Source organism: Marinicauda salina (assembly GCF_003122085.1).
GTDB lineage: Bacteria > Pseudomonadota > Alphaproteobacteria > Caulobacterales > Maricaulaceae > Maricicauda_A > Maricicauda_A salina.
Genome location: NZ_QEXV01000003.1, coordinates 657123 through 681874, shown reverse-complemented (window position 1 = coordinate 681874; position 24752 = coordinate 657123). Strand labels below are relative to the sequence as shown.

At 65.0% G+C, this 24752-nt stretch carries 24 protein-coding genes; 10 read left to right on the top strand and 14 right to left on the bottom strand.

The window, feature by feature from the left end; genetic code table 11:
• Nucleotides 1-36: 36 nt before the first annotated feature.
• From DDZ18_RS08875 to DDZ18_RS08840, 8 genes are all read right to left on the bottom strand, one after another.
• Complete coding sequence (locus DDZ18_RS08875) at nucleotides 37-762, bottom strand: hypothetical protein (protein WP_109252988.1); 726 nt, start codon at nucleotides 760-762, stop codon at nucleotides 37-39.
• Nucleotides 763-897: 135 nt separating this feature from the next.
• Nucleotides 898-1449: a GNAT family N-acetyltransferase gene (locus DDZ18_RS08870; protein ID WP_109252987.1), complete on the bottom strand. Its 552-nt coding sequence runs from the start codon at nucleotides 1447-1449 to the stop codon at nucleotides 898-900.
• The gene (locus DDZ18_RS08865) at nucleotides 1439-1753 is read right to left on the bottom strand and encodes a type II toxin-antitoxin system TacA family antitoxin (protein WP_158272111.1); all 315 of its coding nucleotides are present in this window, start codon (nucleotides 1751-1753) and stop codon (nucleotides 1439-1441) included. Before DDZ18_RS08865 ends, DDZ18_RS08870 begins: the two co-directional genes overlap by 11 nt.
• 324 nt (nucleotides 1754-2077) lie before the next feature.
• Entirely contained in the window at nucleotides 2078-2665 is a 588-nt protein-coding gene (locus tag DDZ18_RS08860; RefSeq protein WP_146190641.1) for a hypothetical protein, read from the bottom strand.
• Between the two features lie 1153 nt (nucleotides 2666-3818).
• Nucleotides 3819-4139, bottom strand: a complete 321-nt coding sequence (locus DDZ18_RS08855) for a hypothetical protein (protein WP_109252984.1) — start codon at nucleotides 4137-4139, stop codon at nucleotides 3819-3821.
• Nucleotides 4140-4150: 11 nt separating this feature from the next.
• A complete protein-coding gene (locus DDZ18_RS08850; RefSeq protein ID WP_109252983.1) occupies nucleotides 4151-5035 on the bottom strand; it encodes a hypothetical protein in 885 nt (294 codons plus the stop codon).
• A gap of 380 nt (nucleotides 5036-5415) precedes the next feature.
• A complete protein-coding gene (locus DDZ18_RS08845; RefSeq protein ID WP_109252982.1) occupies nucleotides 5416-5865 on the bottom strand; it encodes a capsid assembly protein in 450 nt (149 codons plus the stop codon).
• Nucleotides 5866-6826: 961 nt separating this feature from the next.
• Nucleotides 6827-7045 (bottom strand): hypothetical protein, encoded by a 219-nt coding sequence (locus tag DDZ18_RS08840; RefSeq protein WP_109252981.1) that lies wholly within the window; start codon nucleotides 7043-7045, stop codon nucleotides 6827-6829.
• Between the two features lie 390 nt (nucleotides 7046-7435).
• Between DDZ18_RS08840 and DDZ18_RS08835 the strand changes: the two genes are divergently transcribed.
• Nucleotides 7436-7675 (top strand): ECs_2282 family putative zinc-binding protein, encoded by a 240-nt coding sequence (locus DDZ18_RS08835; protein ID WP_109252980.1) that lies wholly within the window; start codon nucleotides 7436-7438, stop codon nucleotides 7673-7675.
• A complete protein-coding gene (locus tag DDZ18_RS08830; protein WP_109252979.1) occupies nucleotides 7675-8130 on the top strand; it encodes a hypothetical protein in 456 nt (151 codons plus the stop codon). The genes DDZ18_RS08835 and DDZ18_RS08830 overlap by 1 nt, the downstream gene beginning before the upstream one ends.
• A gap of 118 nt (nucleotides 8131-8248) precedes the next feature.
• On the opposite strand, the gene DDZ18_RS08825 is transcribed toward DDZ18_RS08830, so the two are convergent.
• Nucleotides 8249-9535: a tyrosine-type recombinase/integrase gene (locus DDZ18_RS08825; protein ID WP_109252978.1), complete on the bottom strand. Its 1287-nt coding sequence runs from the start codon at nucleotides 9533-9535 to the stop codon at nucleotides 8249-8251.
• Between the two features lie 85 nt (nucleotides 9536-9620).
• Between DDZ18_RS08825 and ettA the strand changes: the two genes are divergently transcribed.
• From ettA to DDZ18_RS08810, 3 genes are all read left to right on the top strand, one after another.
• Nucleotides 9621-11285, top strand: coding sequence for an energy-dependent translational throttle protein EttA (ettA, locus tag DDZ18_RS08820; protein WP_109252977.1), 1665 nt, complete (start codon nucleotides 9621-9623; stop codon nucleotides 11283-11285).
• A 1-nt stretch (nucleotide 11286) separates the two neighbouring features.
• Entirely contained in the window at nucleotides 11287-11961 is a 675-nt protein-coding gene (locus DDZ18_RS08815) for a helix-turn-helix transcriptional regulator (protein WP_109252976.1), read from the top strand.
• 92 nt (nucleotides 11962-12053) lie between these two features.
• The gene (locus DDZ18_RS08810; protein WP_109252975.1) at nucleotides 12054-12842 is read left to right on the top strand and encodes a CPBP family intramembrane glutamic endopeptidase; all 789 of its coding nucleotides are present in this window, start codon (nucleotides 12054-12056) and stop codon (nucleotides 12840-12842) included.
• 50 nt (nucleotides 12843-12892) lie between these two features.
• On the opposite strand, the gene DDZ18_RS08805 is transcribed toward DDZ18_RS08810, so the two are convergent.
• Both DDZ18_RS08805 and DDZ18_RS08800 read right to left on the bottom strand, forming a co-directional pair.
• On the bottom strand, nucleotides 12893-13546 hold the full coding sequence (locus DDZ18_RS08805; protein WP_109252974.1) for an MlaC/ttg2D family ABC transporter substrate-binding protein: 654 nt from the start codon (nucleotides 13544-13546) through the stop codon (nucleotides 12893-12895).
• 40 nt (nucleotides 13547-13586) lie between these two features.
• Complete coding sequence (locus DDZ18_RS08800; protein ID WP_233245776.1) at nucleotides 13587-14333, bottom strand: MlaA family lipoprotein; 747 nt, start codon at nucleotides 14331-14333, stop codon at nucleotides 13587-13589.
• A 198-nt stretch (nucleotides 14334-14531) separates the two neighbouring features.
• Between DDZ18_RS08800 and DDZ18_RS08795 the strand changes: the two genes are divergently transcribed.
• From DDZ18_RS08795 to metH, 4 genes are read left to right on the top strand one after another with little or no spacing between them, the layout of a single operon-like run.
• Entirely contained in the window at nucleotides 14532-15524 is a 993-nt protein-coding gene (locus DDZ18_RS08795; RefSeq protein ID WP_109252973.1) for an ArsR/SmtB family transcription factor, read from the top strand.
• Nucleotides 15521-16420, top strand: coding sequence for a methylenetetrahydrofolate reductase [NAD(P)H] (gene metF, locus DDZ18_RS08790; protein ID WP_109252972.1), 900 nt, complete (start codon nucleotides 15521-15523; stop codon nucleotides 16418-16420). Before DDZ18_RS08795 ends, metF begins: the two co-directional genes overlap by 4 nt.
• Nucleotides 16421-16431: 11 nt before the next feature.
• Nucleotides 16432-17490 (top strand): homocysteine S-methyltransferase family protein, encoded by a 1059-nt coding sequence (locus DDZ18_RS08785; protein ID WP_109252971.1) that lies wholly within the window; start codon nucleotides 16432-16434, stop codon nucleotides 17488-17490.
• 7 nt (nucleotides 17491-17497) lie between these two features.
• Complete coding sequence (metH, locus tag DDZ18_RS08780) at nucleotides 17498-20185, top strand: methionine synthase (protein WP_109252970.1); 2688 nt, start codon at nucleotides 17498-17500, stop codon at nucleotides 20183-20185.
• A gap of 288 nt (nucleotides 20186-20473) precedes the next feature.
• Here metH and DDZ18_RS08775 read toward each other — a convergent pair whose 3' ends face one another.
• Together DDZ18_RS08775 and DDZ18_RS08770 are read right to left on the bottom strand one after the other, a co-directional pair.
• Complete coding sequence (locus DDZ18_RS08775) at nucleotides 20474-21496, bottom strand: glutathione S-transferase family protein (protein WP_109252969.1); 1023 nt, start codon at nucleotides 21494-21496, stop codon at nucleotides 20474-20476.
• 178 nt (nucleotides 21497-21674) lie between these two features.
• Nucleotides 21675-22511 carry a pirin family protein gene (locus DDZ18_RS08770; protein ID WP_109252968.1) on the bottom strand — a complete coding sequence of 279 codons (837 nt, stop codon included), beginning with the start codon at nucleotides 22509-22511 and terminating at the stop codon, nucleotides 21675-21677.
• A 193-nt stretch (nucleotides 22512-22704) separates the two neighbouring features.
• Here DDZ18_RS08770 and rimK point away from each other — a divergent pair, with 193 nt between their 5' ends.
• Nucleotides 22705-24111: a 30S ribosomal protein S6--L-glutamate ligase gene (rimK, locus tag DDZ18_RS08765; RefSeq protein WP_109252967.1), complete on the top strand. Its 1407-nt coding sequence runs from the start codon at nucleotides 22705-22707 to the stop codon at nucleotides 24109-24111.
• A gap of 111 nt (nucleotides 24112-24222) precedes the next feature.
• Here the strand turns inward: rimK and DDZ18_RS08760 are convergent, their stop codons facing one another.
• Complete coding sequence (locus DDZ18_RS08760; RefSeq protein ID WP_109252966.1) at nucleotides 24223-24720, bottom strand: fasciclin domain-containing protein; 498 nt, start codon at nucleotides 24718-24720, stop codon at nucleotides 24223-24225.
• Nucleotides 24721-24752: the final 32 nt, after the last annotated feature.

Genomic DNA, 24752 nt, shown 5'->3' with positions numbered 1-24752 from the left:
TCGAATGTGAAGGGGAGAAGTCTCATAGCCGCGTCTTCAGTCGATTGGGCACGCGGCTTCGAAGGTTGCCTGAACGGTGACGGACCGACCGGCCAACGGCTCTTCCGGAAAGACGATCTCTTCTTGGGGTCCCTGAGACGCACCGTGAATCTGCATAACAATCCCCTCGTCCGACCACTCCCGGAACTCGGAGTAGGGTGACCCACGGAGCCGAATTCCAGCAAGCTCACCCAGTTCGCATCCTTGGGATTCCGCTGCGCTCTCGGAGAGCGTCAAAGCGTTGGCGGTCGCGTCGGAGATCGCCGCCTCGAGGCCTGCCGTCGAGCTGGCCGCGCGCCAATGGGTATTCAAGGAACTAACCTCGGCAGCGCTCTCGCGGAGCATATGAAACGCCTCCCGCAGGCTCGCCGCATCGCCGCTGAGAATCACCGACGCCGTACGTAGGTCGACGGTGGACTCGCTCGCGTCGCTTTCAGCGCCGCCTTCCGGAAAAGGAGGAGAGAATCTCCTCCCGCCGCCTATGTCTTCCTGGTGATGAACCAGCGTAGCCCCGGTCTCGTCAGTTGCTGCTTCAACTTCGGAGAGCCAGTCCAGTTCCTGATCGACCCGCGCCCAGAGTATCATCCGCCCTGTCGCAGCCGGCACGCTCGCCGATCCCGACGCTTCGGCTTCGATGGTGATTGCGCGAAGATCCTCGCCCTGGGCGAGCGCCGGCGCAGTGACCGCAAACGCCGCCAGCCCGGCCAGCATCCACTGTTTCATGATCAGCCTCCTCCCCTATGAGGGGAAAAGCCTAAGCGCTGCACACCCAAGCGCCAAGTCGAAGGGCCCAAGCATCGCTCGCTGGTTCAGCGGCTCTCTCCGGCCGGTGTTCTGGGTCGCGCCGGTCCGAGGCGCCTATTCCGCCCGGCGGAAGATTTCGCGCACGGTCGCCATGGGCAGATACATCCGCCAGGGATCGCTTTCGAACGCCCTGAATCCGTGGGTTTCGTAGAAGCGCTTCCGGCGATCGCGGGCTGCGGAATCGCCGTCGTCCAGCACGTCGAGCACCACTGAGTGCAGCGCGATCCGCTCGGACGCCGCCAGGGCGCGCTCCAGCGCCGCGAACAGGAGCGCTTCCCCCAGGCCCTGGCCCTGATGTCCGGACGCGATCGCCAGAAATCCCAGGAAGGCGGCGGGGATCGGCCGGTCGTCGGAGCCGGCGCGCGGCGCCGCCGAACCCATGTCTTCGCGATGGATCGAATGGGCGTTCAGCGTGAAGTAGCCGAGGATGCGCCGCCCGTCATCGGTCAGCACGAAGACATTGGTGATGTCGGCGTCCGCCTGCTTTCGCGCCGTCCGCCGGATGAAATTGTCGAGCTTGGCGACGCCGCACGTGAAACCGGCCCGGTCGTGCCGGGCTGGATCCAGCGGTTCGATCCTGAGGCGGTCGTCGGCGTCAGCCGGCATGCTTCATGCGGCGGCGGGACCGGCGCGCGGCCGCCACGGCGGCCTCGGTCGGCTCGGGCGGCGAGGCGAGCGCGGCGCGGAAGGCGTCGTGGTCGGCCGCCGGCAGGATCGTATGCTCGTGCGCCTGAACGATCTGCTCGGCTTCCCGCATGACGGAGGCCCGGATGAACGCCGACGGTTTTTCGCCCGCCAGGCGCGCCGCTCGCGCGATCAGCTCCTTGTCGCGCGCGGCCAGGCGCAGCTTGAGCGTTTCGTCGAGCTTTTCGGCCCGGGGGTCGGTTGCGCGTCCTGTTCCGGCGGACATGAAAGCCACCTCCATTCGTGGGCACAATGTAGGCCTAAATCCTCGGGATCGTCAATCGCGCGCGGATCAAACCGCTCCCGCGGTCATCAGCCGCCATGTCCTCCCGATTGCCACCCCGCCGCGCTCTCCGCTATAGCGGCGCCAGCGAATTCCTCCCCTCACGCCTCCAGGAGCGCGGGACCCCTCATGTCCTCATACCAGTACGTCTAGCCCAAGCGCGCGTCAGGATAGTCATTAAAACATTGCATAATCAGCAACTTATGGGCTTGCATCGGGTGAGTGTGTGACGCCGTGAGGCGGATTGTGTGACGCTCGACAGGCATTTTACGTCGTAGTTCTTTGGACGAAATCCGGCATGAACTGGAGCATTTCTCGAAGGTCGTCTTCTGATTGTGATGCAAACCAATTGTTGACGCCCATGCGCTGAGCAAGCCGTCCTTCTTCCAAAGTTAGCGCAATCGCGGCTTCCTCATCTTCTCTAGAGCGCTGCACGAGTCTGCGCCAAATCGCAGAAACCTCATAGACCTTCTCGGGTAGCTTCCCTACCGCGAAGCACAACATGAGCAGCTCAAGCCCGCGGCGCATCATTTGCGGCTCATCGTCCATACCTTCTGTTTCATAGCCCATGCGCCGCATGTTGGCCTTGGCATTTTTGGTCTGGATCATCCCGACGTTTCGAAGATGCTCTAGGGCTTTGTAGCCTTGGTCGGCCTGACCTTTGCCTAGCGCAATTGGGTCTTGGATCGCCTCAATGGGAAAGCCTTCGTTGGCGAGCTGCTCTCCCCACATCATCGCGTAAAGGTGTAGTTTTGCTCGTGTTGGTCCGTCCGCGTCTCGCACCTCCCAAGAGACTTCCTTAACGCAAGCCGTCACACGGCTGTTCATGATTTTCGTGCCTAGCCAGCCCAGCATGGACACACCTCACACTTATGGTCGTCTGAGCTTAATCATTATCGTTGAGTGAGCCGGTGTGAAGGCTCGCCTTTAGGTAATACGCAAAAACAGCCGATCACTCCCGCGCGTTCTGATCCGATCGACGACCGCCCGCAAGTGAGAGCATCCTCGCTCGAACGAGCTGCGGGCTCATAGCCCGCGGACAGTCAGGGCGTCCTCGCCGGGTAGCTTTGGCGAGACGCAGCGAGCGCTAAAAATAGCTGCGGGTCACCCCGCGACCGGCTGCTGTAGCTTGTAGAAAAAGGAGAAAAAACAAAGATTTCTCGCAAAACACGCCAATTATTGTATGACGCTGCGTCACACATCGGCGCGGTATGCGGTAACTCATTACCAAAAATAACCCCCGCGCCCCTGCCTTAGGAAATCTCCGAAGGGGGGCTATGGGGGGAAACGGCTGGGCATCATAGGTGATTTGGGGGTCTCACATATCTGACCCAAAATCTTCACCCCTGCCAGACTGAGGTTCGCAAGGCTCTGACCCGTGAGAGCGTCCTCCGCAGCTCGTCCGAGCGAGGACGGGCCACCTGCGCGGGCATCGGCCGTGCGGCCTCCTCAGCGGCGGGCTAATGGCGATCCTAAGGGGTCCGAAGGGTAGACCGCCGGAGGGTTGCTGAAGGCCATTGGCCCGGCGCAAGGAAGCTCTCACCGCAGCCCGTTCGAGCGAGGATGCTCTCACTGCGGGTTGATTAATGGTCCGCAGGGGCCTGTAGGACGGCCAGCGAGGAAGCGCGGCGGGAAGGCATGATAGCTCCCGTGGCGCTGATACCACCGCTCGACGTGTTCAAGGTATGCTCGTCGCATCTCCGGGAGCCTTTCAGCCCCTTCCGCGAGCTTGCTCAGATAGCGGGCTTCTCGCTCGGGGTCTTTAGGCCAAGTAGCTCGTCGTCGGGATGGCCGAGAACTGGCCGAGGCGTGTCCTCGGTCATGAGCCCTGCGGGAAGCCCCGTAAGAGCGGCCTGTGATCCCCTTCGCCAGTCTGTAGGCGCGCAGCCGGGCATTCTCGCACGTCCTGCACGCGTTCTTGTGGCCGTCCTTGTTGCCTCGCGCCTTATGGAACTCGGCGAGGGGTTTCTCCTCCCCGCACTTCTTGCAGACCTTCCGCCCCTTGCGGTCAGCCATAGACCTCCTCCGCTCGATCGCAGAGGCCCGCCCTTCGTCGAGCGAGGAAATCCACAACTGCGGGACTGATCTCAGTCTTGAGCTTCAGGTCCTCTCGATAGGCGAGCTGACGAAGGCAGCGCAGGACGCCCCGCCAAGCCTTTTCAGTAAGACCTTCGCCGTTCCAGCCCTCGGTGCTGAATTTGAGATTTTCGAAGCGGGGGCTTCCGTCGGCTCTCGGCTTCTTACGCTTGGAGATGATTAGCTGAAGGTCATCGCAGCGAAGCGCGAGGTCCTCGTTCAGGTCTAACAGGAACCGGTCTCTCTTCTTCATCGCGCTTCCTCCTAGCGGTTCGCTCGGTTGATGATGGAGACCGGAACCCAGTCCGGGACGTGAGCGGGACGGGCCGGAGAGGTCAGAAGTTCGCTCAACGTCTTGAAGGCGATGGTGGACTCGTTCGGGAGTTTGGAGGCGAGGGCCTCGGCGGCCTTCCATTCGGACGCCCGGAGGTCTCGCTTAAGCTCGTTCAGTGCCTCGCGAAGGGCGGCGAGGGCTTGGACCGGCACCTGATGGCCGCTCATCTGGACGCCGTAGCCATCGGAGCTGAACCAGTGATCGCCATTGCGGCTCTTGAGCCAGACCGCATAGCCGCCCCGCTCGATGCGGAGAACAACGTCCGGGGAAAGCTTGGCGATGAAGATGGAGGGATGGCCTCCGCCGTCCCTGCCAATGGGCTTGGTCGCATCCTCGCTAACTTGGCCTTCGATGCTCGCCATCCCGTCCAGCGAGAGTGGAGCCTGCGCCGGATGAGCGCTCGCATTAGAGCTTTGGGAGTCAGCGGCGCGCCGGGCTTCGACAATGGCGGGATGGACCCATACGGGAGGCTCTGCGGTCAGGGCCTCGCCCGAAGCGATCCTTTGAACGGTCGAGTAGGCGGAAGCGGCGCTCGCGGAGACAGTGCGAACAAGAAGCTCCAGCTCTCGGACAGAGAGAAGACCTAAAGCCTCAGCGTGGCCGATGAGCGTTCCGCGATCATGTGCGGTGCCTTTAGGGCAGCGGAGGGCTCCCTGTTCTAGGGTCAGGATGCGGAACGCCTGAGGCTCGATACGAATGGCGAACTCTCGGCCTCCGATCTCGACCGAGGCCAGGAGGTAGGACATGCCGCCGTTCTGAAGGCGGGTGATCGGGTCCTTAAAGGTTTCGGCGGAGAGATTCTTAGCGTTGTTCATGTTTCAAAAATTTTTCTGTTTCTGTTGGTAGCCCGTCCGTGGCCGAGGCATGTCCTCCTCAGCGAGGGGTGAGACGAAAAGACGAGCGCCGGGCCGAGGCATGTCCTCCTCAGCTCTCACTTGCGGGCCGAGGCGTGTCCTCGGTCATGAGCCCTGCGGGCCGAGGCATGTCCTCCCCAGAACCCGGCGCTCGGTTCGCATCCGTCCGCAGTTCGTTCGAACGAGTACGTTCTCACAAACGGCTATGAGCGCTACGGATACGCGCCCTCTCCGTCCTCCTAACCCCGTGGGACGAAGCTCGGTCATACCTACGTGCTGAGGACCCGCAGCTCTCACGAGCGAGGACGCTCTCACTGGCTTTAGTCCTCTCTGGGCCAGCTTCAGCCCTGCGGGTTGAAATGTTCGGTGGCGGCGATCCGGGCTTCGGTCTTAGCCTGAAATACCGGGTCTTTTCGGTAGCGGGGGTCTTGGATCGCACGGATCATTTCGGTTTGGTCAGAGAATGGCTCGGCGGCCTGAGTAAGCCCGCTCTCGGGCTGAGGCATGTCCTCCTCAGCTCTCACGAGCGAGGAAGCTCTCTCGGGCTCGGGAGGCTTGTCCTCATAACCGGCCTTTGCATAGAACTCGCGGAGGTCTGATACGTAGGTTTCGAACGCGGTGATGTCTCCGCCGTCTAAAGCTTGGTTCAACGCTTCATCGAAAGCTTCCTTGGACGCTTGGTCGAGATGTTCTCGTCCGAATTGAACAAGCTTCTTCAGGTTCTGATATCCGCCCCCAGCGAGGAGAACGCGGTCTAGGGCCTCCTCTGCTATGGGCTCTTCGGCATTCATAGTTCGATCGTCTCCGTATTCGGGGTTTAGGGAAAAGGGCAGTTTGAGATAGCTCCTAAAGAAGAGAAGGCCCCTCAGGGCCGGGCTAGCTGCATTCCTAGCAGCATATTAACGACAACCTATTGGGTGCCGCTGGATTACTAGCAGCATCCAATAGGTTATCCTTTAGGGATAGCTTTAGGAGTATCTATAGAGGGAATGGGGATTGGCATCCCCATCCCCTCCATGTAACGCGGGGTTTTGAAAATACATGTTAAATCAGGTGGTTAGGTTTCTCGCCTAACCGAGGCTGAGGATAGGCGCTCCTCAGCGCATCTCTAGGCGCACTTCAGGGCGCATCTCAGGATAGCCTATAGGACACCACCGGATTTCCAGCAGCATCCTATAGGTATCCCATAGGGATAGCTTAAGGAGTATCTATAGGGGGAATGGGGATTGGCATCCCCATCCCCTCCAAGTAATGCTGGGTTTTGAAAGTATGCGTTAAATCAGGTGGTTAAGTTTCTCGTTTAACCGGGCCTGAGGGCCAGCCCACGCCCGCAAAACTCAGGCTCGGGAGCGGGCTCAGGATCGGCGGGCTTGCGGTTGCCGCATATCTCCGCAGCTCTCACGAGCGAGGCCGAGGCGTGTCCTCGGTCATTAGCCCTGCGGGACGTTCTCACCAGCCGGTAAAGGCCTCTCAAGGCCGGGCTAATGGCCATTCCGGGGTGTCCATAGGGCAGACCACCGGGCGGGGTAAGACCGCCATTAGCCCGCCGTTGAGATGCTGGCGGGGCATTCTAGGCCGAGGCCCGTGGCCCGGTCTCGGGTCGGCGCTCCCACAGCTATTCCTGCGGATAGAACTAGTTCGGTCTGGGTGATTTGCGCCGCATACAGGGGGCTCGCGACCGGACAACGGGCGACACTCCCGGATTGCGGGAAGGTCATGGCGGTTGCGTAGGTCCATGATGCGCGCCTCCCCTTAGGCGCCCGGACGGCGGAGTTTCGGCGCGTCGATGTCCAAAAGGAACGGCCCTGCCCGGAGCGTCATTCCGGTATGGTCTCGCTCGAAGATGAACGCTGGCGTCCCCTTGGGAGCCGGGTCCCATGCGAGGTGGAAGCCTTTTCCTTTGCGTACGAAGAAGAAGATGGTCTGGCCGTCGAAGGCGGTTAGGCTCAGCGAAGCGGCGTTCAGCGTCATCGGTTCCTTTCCTGTTCCGTTCATGGGGGCTGTGGCAGACTGAAGATAGCAAGAGCCATGAAGCGGGCAAGACACTGAAACATATAATGTTTCCTTGACATTCGGGCCGTCTTTTGCTAGCGAACAATCGGCCTTGGAACTCTATTCCAATCGTGCTGGCTGAGGCGTTATCCGAATAGCCAAAGCGGGCTTAGAGAAACGGGCTTCGAGACCGATCCGCAGGAGCCACAGAGCGTGACGCGACGTGACGCGAGTTTCTCTGAGAAGGCATAAGCTCCTTCATTGGCACCCTTGCTAAAAATCGTGCAGACTGTTTATGAGCTGCATTACCGTGTTCGCGGTGCGTTCCAACTGTATTATAATCCATTCCGCCTCAGAAAGGAGCGTTCCATGAATGACGAAAAATATAGCCGCAGAGTGAACATGATCTGCCCGACCTGCGGCGGTGACCAGTTCGCTTATGACGAAGCGGGAGAGATCGCGACCTGTGCCGGGTGCGAGCGAGAGATCACGCGAGATGCCTTAATCGCGGAGAACTCCGAGGCCATAGAAGCAGAGAAGGCTGCGATGTTGGCTGACATCAAGAAGGACGTGACCGACCGCTTCAAGAATTTGTTTAAGGGGCGGTGATGGACACTATCACTCTTGAGGCTGCGGCGCTTGTTGTCGCGGGCTTCGCCTTCCTTCTTTCTCTGTTCAACACCGTGATGGCTGAGAGAAGGCAGAGCATCCAGACGAAGCTCAACAAGCGTCTTCTTGCTCGGGAAGAGAAAGCTGCCCGTGAAGAGGTTTCGGCTGATGTGCGGGCGCGGCTTATAGGGGGCGGCTCAATGACCCGGCTTCGGGTTTGGAACCAAGGCAAAGCCGCAGCCCGCAATGTCGAGGTCTACTCGATTTCCGAGGGCCTCCCCGTGGCCAAGAACGATCTGACCGGTAAGTTTCCCATGGCTCGGCTTGAGCAGCATAGCTCTGTAGACCTGGCTGTAGCCGTTTCGCTTGGCACGCCTCGAAAACACGAGGTGGGGCTCCGATGGGAGCATGAAGGCGGCGATGTTGTAGAGAAGGTGACTGAGGTCACCCTGTAGTCTTGGGCGCGCTTCCTGTTAGTGAGAGCTACGGTGGGGCTAATGGCTTCCAAGGGCATCCGCAGGGCGAAACTACCGGAACCTCGAAGAGGCGCATTAGACCCCGCCGAAATCGGCCCTACACGCCGCGCCAATCGACGTGCGACCAATCCAGCTTTTTGAGGTCCTCTCTCAGGTCCTCCGGGCCTAGGTGCGTGTATCGGCTTTGGACTCCTCCGGGCTTATGTCCGCAGAGCAGCTCTCGGCGCTCATATTCCACTCCGGCCTTCGCCAGTTCCGAGGCGAACGCGTGGCGCGTCGAGTGGAATGAGACCTCTTTCGGGAGGCCCACGCCCCGCTTGAGCTTTGAGAAGGTGTCCTTGGCGGTGTTGTAGCCGTACCGGGTCTTATCGGTGGTCCACCGCTTCGCCGTCTCGACGATATCGGGGTGCATGGGGATGGTTCTCGCGGAGCTATCGGTCTTACCTTCCCGGACGTGGATCAGTTTCGCCTCGGTATCCCAGTCGGCGTTGTATAGCTCTTGGAGCCTGAGGCCGGAGTGAACCGCCAGCTTCATCGCAGCGGCCAGAGACCAGTGCCGATCGACGGCTAGCAGCGTCTCGATTTCTTCGGGGGTGATCGCTCGGCGTTTGGACGCCTTCTTGTCCACGCGAGGCTTTACGTCATGGCCTTTCCAAACGCGTTTGCGTTCCTCGTCATCGGGGAACAGGTAACCCATCACTCCGGTCATTGCCGTGATGATCGTGTTGAGCGTTGAGAGCGTCGCCCCTTGGTCTCGCCGCTTTCGGAGGTAATTCCGGGCCTCCTCGCGGGTAATGGCGTTCGGGCCGGGGACTCCATGCTCATCGGCCAGCTTCCATTGGCTCTGATAGGTCTTGCCGGTGCTGGGCTTGATCGTGCCTTGGGAGAGGAATTCTTCCCCCGCCAGCTTCCAGTTAAGCCCTCCCCGCAGGCTGGCCGCAGTCTTGACCAGCTCTCTGCCTTCGCGGTGCGCCAAAAGCTGTTCGGGGAGCTGATGGAGCGTATTCGCCTGTTCGAACTCCTCCCGAACGCCCAAGCGATCCGCGAGCATCTCAAGGCGTTCCTGAGCGGTCATCATTGCGGACGGGCCGGGAGGCTCTACTCCGTGTTCGCGGATGTATTCCCTCTCCTCTCTGGCCTGCCGTTCCAGCGGGTGTTCCTCTAGCAGCCGCTTCCAGCGTTTCCTGAGGCTCGCCTCAAAGGCGTCGCGGAGTTTGCGGGCTTCGTGAAGCGATGAGGTTCCGAGGGAGCGGCGGTGGACCTCGGGCTCATCCGGGTGCCTTCGGAGGACTTCTCTAGGCGTCCGAAACTGAGCCTGATAGATACCGTTTCGATCCAGCAGGCCGCGGTCTCGGTGAGGGCGTTTGGTCTTCGTCTTAGGCATCCTTCGCGTCCATTGTGTGACATAGGTGTGTGACACTAGATAGGCGCGGAAAGCCCTGATTTTCAAGCCCTGAAGGGGGTTTCGAGTGAGCAGTTACCAGTACGTCTATCACATGGATAATCTCGCAAAGACCTATCCCGGCGGGAAGTCGGTCTTTTCGGGCATCTCGCTGCATTTCCTGCCCGACGCCAAGATCGGCGTCGTCGGGGTGAACGGTTCGGGCAAGTCGACCCTTCTGAGGATCATGGCCGGCCAGGATCCGGACTTCACCGGCGAGGCCTGGGCCGAGAAGGGCGTGCGCGTGGGCTATCTGCCGCAGGAGCCGCAGCTCGACGCCGACAAGACGGTCTGGGAGAACGTCATCGAGGGCTCCGAGGACAAGCAGCTCTACGACCAGTACAACGCGCTCGCCATGAAGCTCGCCGAGGAATATTCCGACGAGCTGATGACGGAGATGACCGACCTTCAGGAGAAGGTCGACCAGCGCGACGCCTGGGACATCGATTCCAAGATCGAGATGGCGATGGACGCGCTGCGCTGCCCGCCGGGCGACGCCGACGTCACCACGCTGTCGGGCGGCGAGGTCCGCCGCGTGGCGATCTGCCGGCTGCTCTTGTCGAAGCCGCACATGCTGCTGCTCGACGAGCCGACCAACCATCTCGACGCCGAGAGCGTCGCCTGGCTGCAGCACCATCTCGAGCAGTATCCGGGCGCGGTGCTGATCGTCACCCACGACCGCTACTTCCTCGACGCCATCACGACCTGGACGCTCGAGCTCGATCGCGGCCAGGGCGTTCCCTACAAGGGCGGCTACTCGTCCTGGCTGGAGCAGAAGCAGAAGCGTCTCGAGCAGGAGGCCCGCGAGGAGACCGCCAAGCAGCGCGCGCTCAGCCGCGAGCTGGAGTGGATCCGCTCTTCGCCCAAGGCCCGCCAGGCCAAGTCGAAGGCGCGCATCAAGTCCTACGAGGAGATGCGCGACAAGGCCGACAAGGAGAAGATCTCCACCGCGGTCATCCGCATCCCGCCGGGGCCGCGGCTGGGCGGCAACGTGGTCGAGTTCGACAATGTTTCCAAGGGCTTCGAGGACAGGCTGCTGATCAAGGACCTGTCCTTCAAGCTGCCGCCGGGCGGCATCGTCGGCGTCATCGGTCCCAACGGCGCGGGCAAGACCACCCTGTTCCGCATGATCGTCGGCGAGGAGAAACCCGACGCCGGCGACATCGCCATCGGCGAGACCGTCCAGGTCGGCTATGTCGACCAGTCGCGCGAGGCGCTCGACGCCAAGCACACCGTCTGGGAGGAGATCTCCGGCGGCCACGACATGATCGATCTCGGCGGCCACGAAGTGAACAGCCGGGCCTATGTCGGCGCCTTCAACTTCAAGGGCGGCGACCAGCAGAAGAAGGTCGGCGTGCTCTCGGGCGGCGAGCGCAACCGCGTCCATCTCGCCAAGATGCTCAAGGAGGGCGGCAATCTGCTGCTGCTCGACGAGCCGACCAACGATCTCGACGTCGAGACGCTGTCGGCGCTGGAGGCCGCGCTCGAGGACTTCCCCGGCTGCGCGGTGATCATCTCGCACGACCGTTTCTTCCTCGACCGGATCGCGACCCACATCCTCGCCTTCGAGGGCGACAGCCATGTCGAGTGGTTCGAGGGCGCGTTCTCGGACTATCTCGAGGACAAGAAGCGCCGGCTCGGCGACGACGCCGAGATCCCGCACCGCATCAAGTTCCAGAAGTTCGAGCGGTAGGATGACCGGGGCGGAGCGCGCGCGGCTGCGGCGGTTCCTGACCGTCCAAGCCGCGCGCGCCGCCGTCTTCCTCGGCGCCGTCTTCGGCCTCGCCGCCAGTCTGGTCTGGATCGCGACGGTTCCCGGCCGGCCGCTGGCCGGACCGTGGCTGCTCGCTCCGGCCCTGCTGGGACTCTGGATCGTCCTGTTCCGCGATGCGCCCGGCCGTCTCGTCGCCGCCTGGCGGGACCTGAAGGCGGGCCGGGTCGAGTCCGCGACCGGGCCGGCGGAGCTGCGCCGCGCGCGGGCGCCGGGCCTGGTCGGCCCCGAGCGCACGCGGCTGCGCCTCGGCGAGAGATGGTTCGATCTCGACGAAACCGCAGCGGGGAAGCTCGCTCCCGGCACGCGGATAGACGTGCGATACGCGCCGCTTTCGGGTGCGCTGCTCGGCCTCGCACCCGAACCTGCGCCCGGCGAAGCGGATTTGGCTGATCCGCCGGCGGCGGGGCTTGAGGCGCTGACCGCGCGCGAACAGCGGCTTCTGGGCCTGATCGGCCGCGGGTTGTCGGACAAGGAGATCGCGCGCGAGCTCAATCTCTCGCCGGCGACCGTGCGCAGCTACAACTCGACGCTCTACGCCAAGCTCGGCGTCGCCAATCGCACCCAGGCCGCCGCCTGCGCCCGCCGGCCCGGCTGACGCCTGTCGATCGACATCTTCCCGACATCTGCAGGTAGGCGCGCCGGCGCGGCGCGGCGAGGCTTCTCCCGTTCCATTCGAGGAGAAGACAGATGCATGAACCCTCCGCCGCGCCGACCCCGTGCATGACGTTCAGGCCCGGCTGGCGCTTTGCGACCGGGGCCGGAGTGATCCTCACCGCATTCGGGCTGTATGCGCTGGCGAGCTTCGCTCACATGCGCATAGTGGCCGGAACGATCGGGATGGAGGCCTATCTCGGAGACGGTGAGCGTCTGCCGGCCTCGCTCCTCGTGATCAGCCAGGCGAGCAAGGCGGGGGCTCTCCTGTTCGCGATCTGGTTGATCCTGGCGCGGCGCCGCGAGATCGGCTGGGCCGGGCTGGGGTTGCGGTCCGTACGCCCCGGCTGGCTCGCGATCGGCGCTGGTCTGGGCCTGGTCTTCGTCGCGACCGGGCTGGCGCTGGTCAAGATGATGATGGCCGCGTTGCCGGCATGGGCCGCGTTCAGCGGACCGCCATTCGCGTTCGGAGATGCATCTTCATTCGCTGTGCAGGCGGGATTCCTCGCGATGACGCTGGCGGTGACGCCGTTCGCTGAGGAAGTGTTCTTCCGCGGTTTTCTGTTTCGCTGGATGACGGGTCATCACCCCGTCTGGCTGGCGGCCGTGCTGAGTTCGATCATGTTCGGCGCGATGCACATCGTGCCGCCTCAGGCGATCAACGCAGCCGTGCTGTCGCTGGCGTTGATCTGGATCTTCCGGGCCTCCGGCTCGCTGTGGCCGGCTGTCGCGGCGCATGCAGTGAACAATCTCGCCGGAGTCATGCTGGGCGCGGTTGCAGCAGCCGGTCGCGCGCCGGACTGGCTGACGCCGCCGGGGCTCTAGGGAACGGGGGTGTTCCGATGTTCGGCGCCCGACGCGCCCGAAGGCCGCGCCTACTCGGCGGACGCGTACGCCGACTCCGAGCCGTCGCGTTCGGCGATCCGCCGGCGCAGCTGCTCGGTGGCCGCCGACACGTCGCCGCGATTGTTTCCGATGATCGAGGTGATCTGCTCGCGCTGGGTCTGGGCCAGCCAGATGTCCTGGACCTGGACGTCGACGACGCGAAGCTCGCCGTCGGTGTTCTCGAGCACGCGCCAGTTGACGTCGTAGGTCTCGCCGGCCGGACCGCCCGAGACCTCGCTGCGCACGATGTAGTCGCCGGGCCCGCGCGTCACCGAGCCGGTGACTTCGAGCGTCTGGCCGGCGTAGTTCGTCAGCTCGGTCTCGTAGACGCCGATCGCGAACTCCCGGAACGTCTCTCGGAACTCCCGGAGGTCGGCCTCGTCGGCCATGCGGCGCCAGCGGCCCAGCACGAAATTGGAGATGCGGTCGACATCGGCCAGCTCGTCGACGCGCCCGCGGAAGTCCTGCTTGACGGCGGCGAGCGACCGGTCGCCCTGGTGAAACTCCTCGAGGACGTCGATCACCGCCTGGGCGTTCTCCTCGACGAACGCCTCGGCCTCGGCGGCGTCGGCGGCCGAAGCCGGCGTCGCGAACGCGATCAACGCGAGGCACGCGGCTGGGAGGATCCTGGCGAGCGTCATCATGGGCGGATTTCTCTCGCGACTTTGCGGCGAGTTTCGGGCGCTATTCGAAATCGGGGAGATCGTCGAACCCGTCGTCTCCCTCGTCGCGAATGGCGGCAGCGCGGCTCTGCCGCCAGGCCGATCTGAGCTGCACATAGGGATCGATCGCGGTGCGGTCCATGCTTTCGAACAACTCGTCCTGCTGCGAGCGCCAGCTCAAGCCGTTGACGCCGCGCGTGGTCCAGGCGGCCGTCGAATCGGAGAACTCCGCGTCCCAGTTGAGAACGTGGGGATAGCGGTCCACCACCCGGCCGACGCCGTCGCGGATGTTCGACGGTCCGAACACGGGGAGCATCAGATAGGGGCCTTCTCCCACGCCCCAGACGGCCAGCGTCTGGCCGAAGTCCTCGTGGTGCTCGGGGACGCCTTCCCGGTCGGCGACGTCGACGAAGCCGCCGAGGCCGAACACGGTGTTCAGCCCGAACCGCGCCGCGGTCTGGCCGGCGTCGCGGAACCGCCCCTGCAGCACGGTGTTGGCGAACACGACGGGCTGGTTGAGATTGGTCATGAAATTGCGCACGCCGCTCTCGACCGGGTCGGGGGCGACGGCTGCGTAGGCGTCCGAGGCGGGTTCGAGCAGAACGGAATCGAATCCCTCGTTCACCGCATAGATTCGCCTGTTGAGCGGTTCGAGCGGATCGTTCGCCTCGATCGCTTCCGGGCTGGTCGCGCACGCGGCGACCCCGAGGGAAACGCAGGCGAGCATGGCGCGCGCGACGCCGCGCAGCCGATTTTGCAGGGATCGCATCAAGGGCGGGCTCCTCCAGCGGGCGGCAGGATAGAGCCAGACAAGCGTTAACCTAAAGAGTCCCGTTCCCGGGAGACGCGAGGGAAGGCCCCCGCCGCGGCTTCGGGGCAACACGCGGCGGCGGGGAGGGGCGTTGATCCTCGGCAGATAATCGCATAAAGATATCTTTATGTGATTTTTCGCTGTTCGAGGGGCGTCTTGGAAGACCTGCTCAGAAAGCTGCGCGCGCTTGGCGAGCCGACACGGCTGCGCATCGTCACCCTGTTGTGGCGGGGCGAGCTGACGGTCAGCGAGCTGGTGCGCATCCTCGGCCAGAGCCAGCCGCGGGTGAGCCGGCATCTCAAGATGCTGGTCGACGCCGGGCTGGCCGAACGCCTGCCCGAGGGCTCGTGGGTCTTCTATCGCCTGGCGAAATCCGATGTCGGCCGCAAGCTCGCCGCCCTGATCGAGGAGATCGCCGACTCCGGCGATCCCGACCTGGCCCGCGACCTGGAGCGGCTGAACGCGGTCAAGCAGGAGCGCGCCGACGCCGCGTCGGCCTATTTCGAACGCGTCGCCAGCGACTGGGAGCATATCCGCGCGGTGCAGTTCCCCGAGGCCGAGGTCGAGGCGGCCATGCGCGCCGCAGCGGGACCGGGGCCGTTCGACCTGCACCTCGATATCGGCACCGGCACGGGACGCATGCTCGAGGTCTTCGTCGACCGCGCAAAGGACGGCGTGGGCATCGATCTCAGCCACGAGATGCTCAATCTCGCCCGTTCCAACATCGCCAAGGCCGGCCTGTCCGACCGCTTCGTGCGCCAGGCCGACGCCGGCGCGCTGCCGATCGATTCGCGCGCGGCCGATCTCGTCACCGTCCACCAGGTCCTCCACGTCGTGGAGGATCCCGAGCGCGTGGTCGAGGAGTGCGTGCGCGTGGTCGCGCCGGGCGGCCGCGTGGTCATCGCCGACTTCGCGCCGCACGGCCTGGATTGGCTGCGCGAGCGCCATCACCATCGCCGCCTCGGCTTTCCCGCCGAGGAGATCCGCGACGCGCTCGACGCCGCCGGCCTCGAGGCCGGCGAGCCGCTCGCGCTCGCGCCCGATGCGGCCGACGACGAGCGCCTGACCGTGCTCGTGTGGACCGGCGTCAAGCCGACCGTCCCGGCCGAAGAGAATTCCGATCAGTCCATTCAGGAGCCCGCTCAATGACGTTGACCGCGATTCACGCGCGGGACGCCGACAGCGTCCCGAAATTCTCGTTCGAATTCTTCCCGCCCAAGACCGACGAGGCCGAGGAACGCCTGTGGGATTCGATCTCGCGGCTCGAACCGCTGAATCCAAGCTTCGTGTCGGTCACCTACGGCGCGGGCGGTTCGACGCGCGACCGGACGCACCGCACGGTCAAGCGCATCGTCCAGGAGACGGACCTGAAGCCGGCCGCGCACCTGACCTGCGTCGACGCCACGCGCGAGGAGATCGACGACGTCATCCGCGATTACTGGGCCGCCGGCGTGCGCCATATCGTGGCGCTGCGCGGCGATCCCCCCGAGGGCATCGGCGAGAAGTACGTCCCGCATGAAGGCGGCTACGCCAACGCCGCCGAGCTGGCCGGCGGCATCAAGAAGATCGGCGATTTCGAGATCTCGGTGGGCTGCTATCCCGAGAAGCACCCCGAGAGCCCGAGCTACGACTACGACATCGATCTCTTGAAGCAGAAGATCGACAACGGCGCGACGCGGGCCATCACGCAGTTCTTCTTCGAGCCGGACGTCTATTTCCGCTATCTCGAGCGGGTCCGGGCCGCCGGCATCGACATCCCGATCGTGCCGGGGATCATGCTCCAGTCCAACTTCAAGGGGCTGAAGCGGATGGCCGGCATGTGCGGCTCGGCCATCCCGTCCTGGATGGACGATCTCTACGAGGGCCTCGACGACGACGTCGAGACCCGCAAGATGGTCACCGCCAACGTCGCCGCCGAGCTGTGCACGAAGCTCGCCGAGGGCGGCGTCGACCAGTTCCACCTGTACACGCTGAACCGGGCCGAGCTCGCGCTCTGCACGACGCGCCTGCTGGGCGCGACGCCGGCCGAAATGGAAGCCGCCTGAAAGGCTGAGGAATGACGAGACAAGACCGCCTGAAGGCGCTCGAGGCGCTGGCCTCCGAGCGCGTCCTCGTGCTCGACGGCGCGATGGGCACCCAGATCCAGGATCTGGGTCTGGAGGAAGACGACTATCGCGGCGAGCGCTTCGCCGACTGGTCCTGTTCGGTGAAGGGCAATAACGACCTGCTCAATCTCACCCAGCAGGACGCCTTGAAGAAGATTCACAAGGCCTATTTCGAGGCCGGCGCCGACATCGTCGAGAGCAACACCTTCTCGGCGACGACGATCGCCCAGGCCGATTACGAGATGCAGGACCTCGCCTCGGAGATCGCCGCCGAGGGCGCGCGCCTGGCCCGCGAGGCCGCCGACGAAGTCGCTGAAGAGACCGGCTCGCCGCGCGGCGTGGCCGGCGCGATCGGGCCGACCAACAAGACGCTGTCGATCTCGCCCGATGTCGAGGATCCCGGCTTTCGCGACGTCAGCTTCGACGACATCCGCGAGGCCTACGCCGAGCAGATCGAGGCGATGGCGCCGCATGTCGACTTCTTCCTGATCGAGACGATCTTCGACACGCTGAACGCCAAGGCCGCGATCAAGGCGATCCTGGACCTGCGCGAAGCCGGCGCGATCGAGGACATTCCCGTGATGATCTCGGGCACGATCACCGACGCGTCGGGCCGGACCCTGTCGGGTCAAACCACCGAGGCGTTCTGGCACTCCGTGCGCCACGCCCAGCCGTGGGCCGTCGGCCTCAACTGCGCGCTCGGCGCCAAGGATCTGCGCGCCTACGTCAAGGAGATGAGCCGAATCGCGGACACGCGCGTGCTGGCCTATCCCAACGCCGGCCTGCCCAACGCCTTCGGCGAGTACGACGAGACGCCCGACGAGACCGCCGCCCATATCGAGGACTGGGCCAAGGACGGCCTGGTCAACATCGTCGGCGGCTGCTGCGGCACCACGCCCGCGCATATCCGCGCCATCGCCGAGGCGGCCAAGAAGGGCCGCGTGAGAGACATCCCCGAGCGTCCGCAGGCCATGCGCCTGTCCGGACTTGAACCGTTCGAACTGGCTTGAGTGAGCAATGTCCGAAGACCAACAGAAATCCCGCGCCGTCTTCGTCAATGTCGGCGAGCGCACGAACGTCACCGGTTCGGCGAAGTTCCGCAAGCTGATCAAGAACGGCGACTACGCCACCGCGCTTGATGTCGCCCGTCAGCAGGTCGAGAACGGCGCCCAGGTGATCGACGTCAACATGGACGAGGGACTCCTGGACTCGAAGGAGGCCATGGAGACCTTCCTGAAGCTGATCGCGTGCGAGCCGGACATCGCGCGCGTTCCGGTGATGATCGACTCCTCGAAGTTCGAGGTGATCGAGGCCGGCCTGAAATGGGTCCAGGGCAAGTCGATCGTCAACTCGATCTCGCTCAAGGAGGGCGAGGAGCAATTCCTCGAGCAGGCGCGGACCTGCCTGTCCTACGGCGCGGCCGTCGTGGTGATGGCGTTCGACGAGGAAGGCCAGGCCGACACCGCCGACCGCAAGTACGAGATCTGCGAGCGCGCCTACAAGCTGCTCACCGAGAAGGTCGGCTTCGCGGCCGAGGACATCATCTTCGACCCGAACATCTTCGCGGTCGCGACCGGCATCGAGGAGCACAACAACTACGCCGTCGACTTCATCGAGGCGACGAAGCGCATCCGCGAGAACCTGCCCGGCTGTCACGTCTCGGGCGGCGTGTCGAACATCTCGTTCTCGTTCCGCGGCAACGAGCCGGTGCGCCGGGCGATGCACTCGGTCTTCCTGTACCACGCCATCAAGGCGGGCATGGACATGGGGATCGTCAACGCCGGCCAGCTCGACATCTATGACGATATCGAGGACGAGCTGCGCGAGCTGGTCGAGGACGTCATCCTCAACCGGCGCGACGACGCGACCGAGCGCCTGCTCGAGGCCGCCGAGCGCTATCGCGACTCCGGCGGGGCGGAAAAGAAGGAAGACGCCGAGTGGCGCTCGAAGCCCGTCGAGGAGCGGCTCAAGCACGCCCTCATCAAGGGCATCACCGAGCACATCATCGACGACACCGAGGAGGCCCGCCAGAACGTCGAGCGGCCGCTCCACGTCATCGAGGGCCCGCTGATGGACGGCATGAACGTCGTCGGCGACCTGTTCGGCGAGGGCAAGATGTTCCTGCCGCAGGTGGTGAAATCGGCCCGCGTGATGAAGAAGGCCGTCGGCCATCTCTTCCCCTACATGGAGAAGGAGCGCGAGGAGATGGGCCTCGCCGACGAGCCGGCGGGCAAGGTCGTCATGGCCACCGTGAAGGGCGACGTCCACGATATCGGCAAGAACATCGTCGGCGTTGTTCTGCAGTGCAACGGCTACGAGGTGATCGATCTCGGCGTGATGGTGCCGCCGGAGAAGATTCTCGAGGCCGCCCGCGAGCACAAGGCCGACGCCATCGGGCTGTCCGGCCTGATCACGCCGTCGCTCGACGAGATGGTCATCGTCGCCTCCGAGATGCAGAAGCAGGGCTTCGACATCCCGCTGCTGATCGGCGGGGCGACGACGAGCCCGGCCCACACCGCGGTGAAGATCGAGCCGGCCTACGCCAATGCGCCGGTGATCCATGTCCTCGACGCCTCGCGCGCGGTCGGCGTGGTCTCCAAGCTGCTCTCCGACGAGCGCGACAATTTCTGGGAGGAGACGCGGGAGCGCTACGCCCAGATCCGCGAGACGCGGGCGCGCACGCAGGGCAAGAAGACCCGCGTTCCGCTGGAGGACGCGCGCAAGAACGCCTTCAACCCCGACACGGACGGCTACACGCCGGTCAAGCCGAAGCGTCTCGGCCTGACCACGGTCGAGGACGTCACGCTGAAGGATCTGCGCCCGTATATCGACTGGACGCCCTTCTTCTTCGCCTGGGACATGAAGGGCAGCTATCCCGCCATCTTCAACGATCCCAATCGCGGCGAGGCGGCGAAGACGCTGTTCGAGGACGCCCAGAAGATGCTCGACGACATGGTCGAGAACGAGTGGCTCAAGCCGAAGGCCGTCGTCGGTTTCTGGCCGGCCCAGCGCGAGGGCGACGACGTCAATGTCTACGCCGACGAGGATCGCGAAGACGTCATCGCGACCTTCCACGGCCTGCGCCAGCAGCAGCAGAAGGACGGCGACAAGCCGCACTATACGATCTGCGACTTCATCTCGGAGACGCGGCCGGATTATATCGGCGGCTTCGCGGTGACCGCCGGCGAGGCCGAGGACGACGTCGTCAAGCGCTTCAAGCGCGACAAGGACGACTACTCCGAGATCATGTTCAAGGTGCTCGCCGACCGCTTCGCCGAGGCCTTCACCGAGTATCTCCACGAGCGCGTCCGCAAGGACTACTGGGGCTACGCGCCCGATGAGAGCTTCACATGCGAAGAGCTTATCGAGGAGAAATATCAGGGCATCCGTCCCGCGCCGGGCTATCCCGCCCAGCCGGACCACACCGAGAAGGAGGCCCTGTTCCGCATCCTCGAGGCGCCCGAGCGCGCCGGCGTGAAGCTCACCGAGGGCTGGTCGATGACGCCGGCCTCGTCGGTCTCTGGCCTCTACTTCGCCCATCCCGACAGCGCCTATTTCGCCGTCGGCCGGATCGCGAAGGACCAGGTCGAGGACTACGCCAAGCGCAAGGGCTGGTCGATCGAGCAGGCCGAGAAGGCGCTCAGCCCGATCCTCGGCTACGAGCCCGACAGCCTGAAGGCCAACGTCGCCGAAGCCGCGGAGTAGGGGGCGACTTCCCGTTTCTCTCGGTCCTTGGGCTTCCCCGCCGTCGCGGGGACAGGCTACCCAAGGACCCAGAGCGTCGGGCGCGCTGCGCGTCAGTATGGGCCCTTGGATCAAGTCCAAGGGCCGAGACGCTCTATTTTGCAGGGCCTTGGGCCTCATCCTGAGGCGCCCGATCCCCTCACCCTGAGGTGCTCGCCGCAGGCGAGCCTCGAAGGGCGGGGATCGGGCGCCTCAGGATGAGGGTTGAACGGCGTGACGGGGACGGGCGCGCCCGCGGCGATCCGTAGGCTACCGTGCGTTCGCTGTGCGAACGCGCGCCGCCGCCTGCGGCCGTCTCGACTCGACGCCCCGCCCGTCGGCGATGTGTTCGTCGGGTCCGACGGGGACCACGCCGGTCGGATTGATGGTTTCGTGGCTCTCGTAATAGTGGCGCTTGGCGTGCTCGAGATCGAACAGGTCGCCGACGCCGTGGTTTTCGTGCAGGCGCCGGCCATAGGCGGCGAGATGCGGGTAATCGATCAGCCGCTTCCGGTTGCACTTGAAATGGCCGACATAGACCGGGTCGAAGCGCACGAGCGTCGTGTAGAGCCGCCAGTCGGCCTCGGTCAGCGTCTCGCCGAGGAGGTATGAGCGGCCGTCGGAGAGCCGGTCCTCCAGCCAGTCGAGCGCGTCGAACAGCGTCCCGACGGCGTCCTCGTAGGCGGCCTGCGTCGTGGCGAATCCGGCCTTGTAGACGCCATTATTCACATTCGAATAAACACGCTTGTTGACGGCGTCGATCTCGTCGCGGAGCGCCTCGGGATAGTAGTCGCCCGGCGCCGCGCCGACGCCGTCGAACGCGGAATTGAACATGCGGATGATATCGGCGCTCTCGTTGGACACGATCGTCCCGCGCTGCTTGTCCCACAGCACCGGCACGGTTACGCGGCCGGTATAGTCGGGCTTCGCCGCGGTGTAGATCTGGTGCATGAACTCCGCGCCGTGGATCGGATCGGGGACGACGCCCGGCCCGTCGCGGAACTCCCAGCCGTTCTCCTTCATCCGCCAGTGGACGACCGAGACCGGGATCATCTCCTCCAGCCCCTTCAGGCGCCGGAAGACCAGCGTGCGGTGCGCCCAGGGACAGGCGAGCGAGACATAGAGGTGATAGCGCCCGGGCTCGGCCTTGAACCCGCCTTCGCCGGTCGGACCCGGCGCGCCGTCGGGCGTCACCCAGTTGCGGAAGGCGCTGTCGGATCGCTTGAAGCGTCCGCCGGTCGATTTCGTGTCGTACCACTGGTCATGCCAGACGCCGTCGATGAGCAGGCCCATGGAGGGTCCCCTGGGGTGGTTGTCTCTCCCCCCCCCCCCTCCAGGGGGAGACGGCCCGACGGGCCGGAGGGGGGTGATTGAATTCCCGGATCGCGCCTTCGGCGCGTCCGGGAGTTCAAGCACCCCACCCCGGCCCTCCCCTCAAGGGGAGGGAGGGAGAAGGTGTGCGCTCGAAATCTCAGAACCGCCCCTGCCGGTAGTCGAGCATGGCCTGGCGGACGTCGGCCTCGGTCGTCATGACGAACGGGCCGGCCTGGACGATCGGCTCGCCGATCGGCTTGCCGGCGGCGAGAATGACGCGCGCGCCGTCGGCGCCGGCCGTGATGCGGATGGTCTTGCCCGCGCCGAACACGCCCAGCTCGCCCGCCGACAGCGCCGCGCCGCCGGCCTCGATCGCGCCGGAGTGCACCGCGGCGAAGGCCGTCTTTTCGTCGGATATCGCTTCCTCGAACACCGCGCCGGACGCCATGCGCAGCTCGGCGTAGAACGGCTCGACGGTCACCCCGGTCACCGGGCCCTCGACGCCGGTCGAAGTGCGGCCGGCGACGATCTTGGCGACGACGCCGTCGCGTTCGTCGGCGGGCACGCGGGCCTCGTCGTACTCCTGGTAGGCGGCGGGCTTCATCTTCTCCGCGGCGGGCAGGTTCACCCACAGCTGGAAGCCCGACATCAGGCCTTCTTCCTGCTCGGGCATTTCGGAGTGGACGATGCCGCCCGCGGCGGTCATCCACTGCACCCCGCCGGGCTCGATCACGCCCTCATGGCCCTTGTTGTCGCGATGGCGCATGCGGCCGGCGACCATGTAGGTCACGGTCTCGAAGCCGCGATGGGGATGCGGCGGGAAGCCGGCGATGTAGTCGCCGGGATCGTCGGAGTGGAAATGATCGAGCATCAGGAACGGGTCGAGCGCCCTGAGGTCCGGCGAACCCAGCAGGCGGGTGAGCTTCACGCCCGCGCCGTCGGACGCCTTCACGCCGCTTGTCGTCTTGACGATGGGACGGACGGCTTCCGTCATCGCAGCCTCCATTCGATGCCGGTCCCTGAAATGGGGCGCCGCGGGGCGGGAATCGACCGCATCCGCGGAGACGGTCTTTTTCCGTGAGGGAAACCCGCCCGGCGCCGCCCCGTGGACGCGGCGGCCGGGAGCCGCTAAGGCGCACGACCAACGGCGTGATCACACGCGGCGTCGCGGGAGCGCGGAGACCGACATGTCAGACCCCTTCGTTCTCGGCTGGGAGGAATGGGCCGCCTTTCCCGGGCTCGGCCTGCCGGCGATAAAGGCCAAGGTCGACACCGGCGCGCGCACCTCGGCGCTGCATGCGGTCTCCATCGAGCCGTTCGGGCGCGAGGACGCCCCCCAGGTGCGCTTCGTCATGCATCCCATTCCCGACCAGCCTGAGGTCGAGGTGGTGTGCGCCGCCCCCGCCGTCGACCGCCGCGAGGTCACCTCGTCCAACGGCGAGACCGAGCTTCGCTGGGTGATCGAGGCGCGGGTGAAGATCGGCGAGCGCGAATGGCCGATCGAGGTCACGCTCACCAATCGCGAGACCATGCAGTACCGCATGCTGCTCGGGCGGACCGCGATCCTCGACGACATGGTGGTCAGTCCGACCACGTCGTGCGCGCAGGGCGAACTGTCCTGGGACCTCTACAAGGATTTCCCGCGCAAGGCCCAGGTGAAGCGTCCGCTCAGGATCGCGATCCTCACGCGCGAGCCGAATAACTATTCCTCGCAGCGCCTGCGCGAGGCCGCCGAGGCGCGCGGACACGTCGCCGAGATGATCAACACCGCGCGCTGCACCATGGCGATCAACGCGCTCTCGCCGGCGGTCTATTACGACGGCCGCAAGCTGCCGCGCTATGACGCCGTCATCCCGCGCATCGGCGCGTCGATGACGAATTACGGCATGGCGGTGCTGCGCCAGTTCGCCATGACCGGCGCCTATATCCTCAATTCCGCGGAATCGATCGGGGTGAGCCGCGACAAGCTCTACGCCCACCAGGTGCTCGCCCGGGCGGGCATCGGCATGCCGACGACGGCGTTCGCCCATTCGCCGAAGGACACCAAGAACCTGATCGAGCATGTCGGCGGCGCGCCGCTGGTGGTCAAGCTGCTCGAGAGCACGCAGGGCCGCGGCGTCGTGCTGGCCGAGACGCGCAAGGCCGCCGAGTCGGTGATCGACGCCTTCCGCGGACTCGACGCCAACTTCATCGTCCAGGAATTCGTCAAGGAGGCCGGCGGCGCGGACATCCGGTGCTTCCTCGTCGGCGGCAAGGTCGTCGCCTCGATGATGCGCCAGGCCGCCGCCGACGAGTTCCGCTCCAACCTTCATCGCGGCGGCGAGGCTGTGAAGGTGCGGATCACGAAGGAGGAGCGCGCGGCCGCCGTGAAGGCGGCGAAGGTGATGGGGCTGGGCGTCGCCGGCGTCGATCTGCTGCGCTCCGAGAGCGGCCCCAAGGTGATCGAGGTGAATTCCTCGCCGGGCATCGAGGGCATCGAGCGCTCGAGCGGCAAGGACGTCGCCGGGCTGATGATCGAGCACGTGGAGAACCACGTGCGCACGGTCACCCGTCCGCGCGCCCGGCGAGGCGCCGCCGCGAAGAAGGCTGGCTGACGCGTTCCCGCAAAAAGACAGGCCCGCGGCGCGAGGGCGGCGCCGCGGGCCCTTCGGGCGACGTTTCGGTGGGGGAGATGACCCGTCGCCCGCCCGGAACGGGGATCGCCGTTACGGGGTGATGACGCCGTCGATCACGTGAATCACACCGTTCGAGGCGTCGACGTCGGCGGCGACGACATTGGCGCCGTCGACCGTCACCGAGCCGTCCTCGCCGACGACGACGTTGACCGTCTCGCCCTGGAGCGTCTCGAGCTCGTACTCGCCGGCTTCGGTCTCGGCGGCGAGGTATTCGCCCGGCACCACGTGATAGGTGAGGATCGCGGTCAGCTGATCCTTGTTCTCCGGCTGGAGCAGGCTGTCGAGCGCGCCTTCGGGCAGCGCGGCGAAGGCGGCGTCGGTCGGGCCGAACACCGTGAACGGCCCTTCGGCCTTGAGCGCGTCGACGAGATCGGCGGCCTGCAGCGCGGCGACGAGCGTGTTGAAGTCGTCGGCCTGGACCGCGGTGTCGACGATATCGGCCTCCATCGCGTGATGGTCGGCGGCGGCCGGCGCGGCGAACGCGGCCGCGGCGATCGCGGCGGTGGAAAGCAGGGTGTTGAAACGCATTGGGGAGGGCTCCTCTTGAGCAGTCTCTCTCG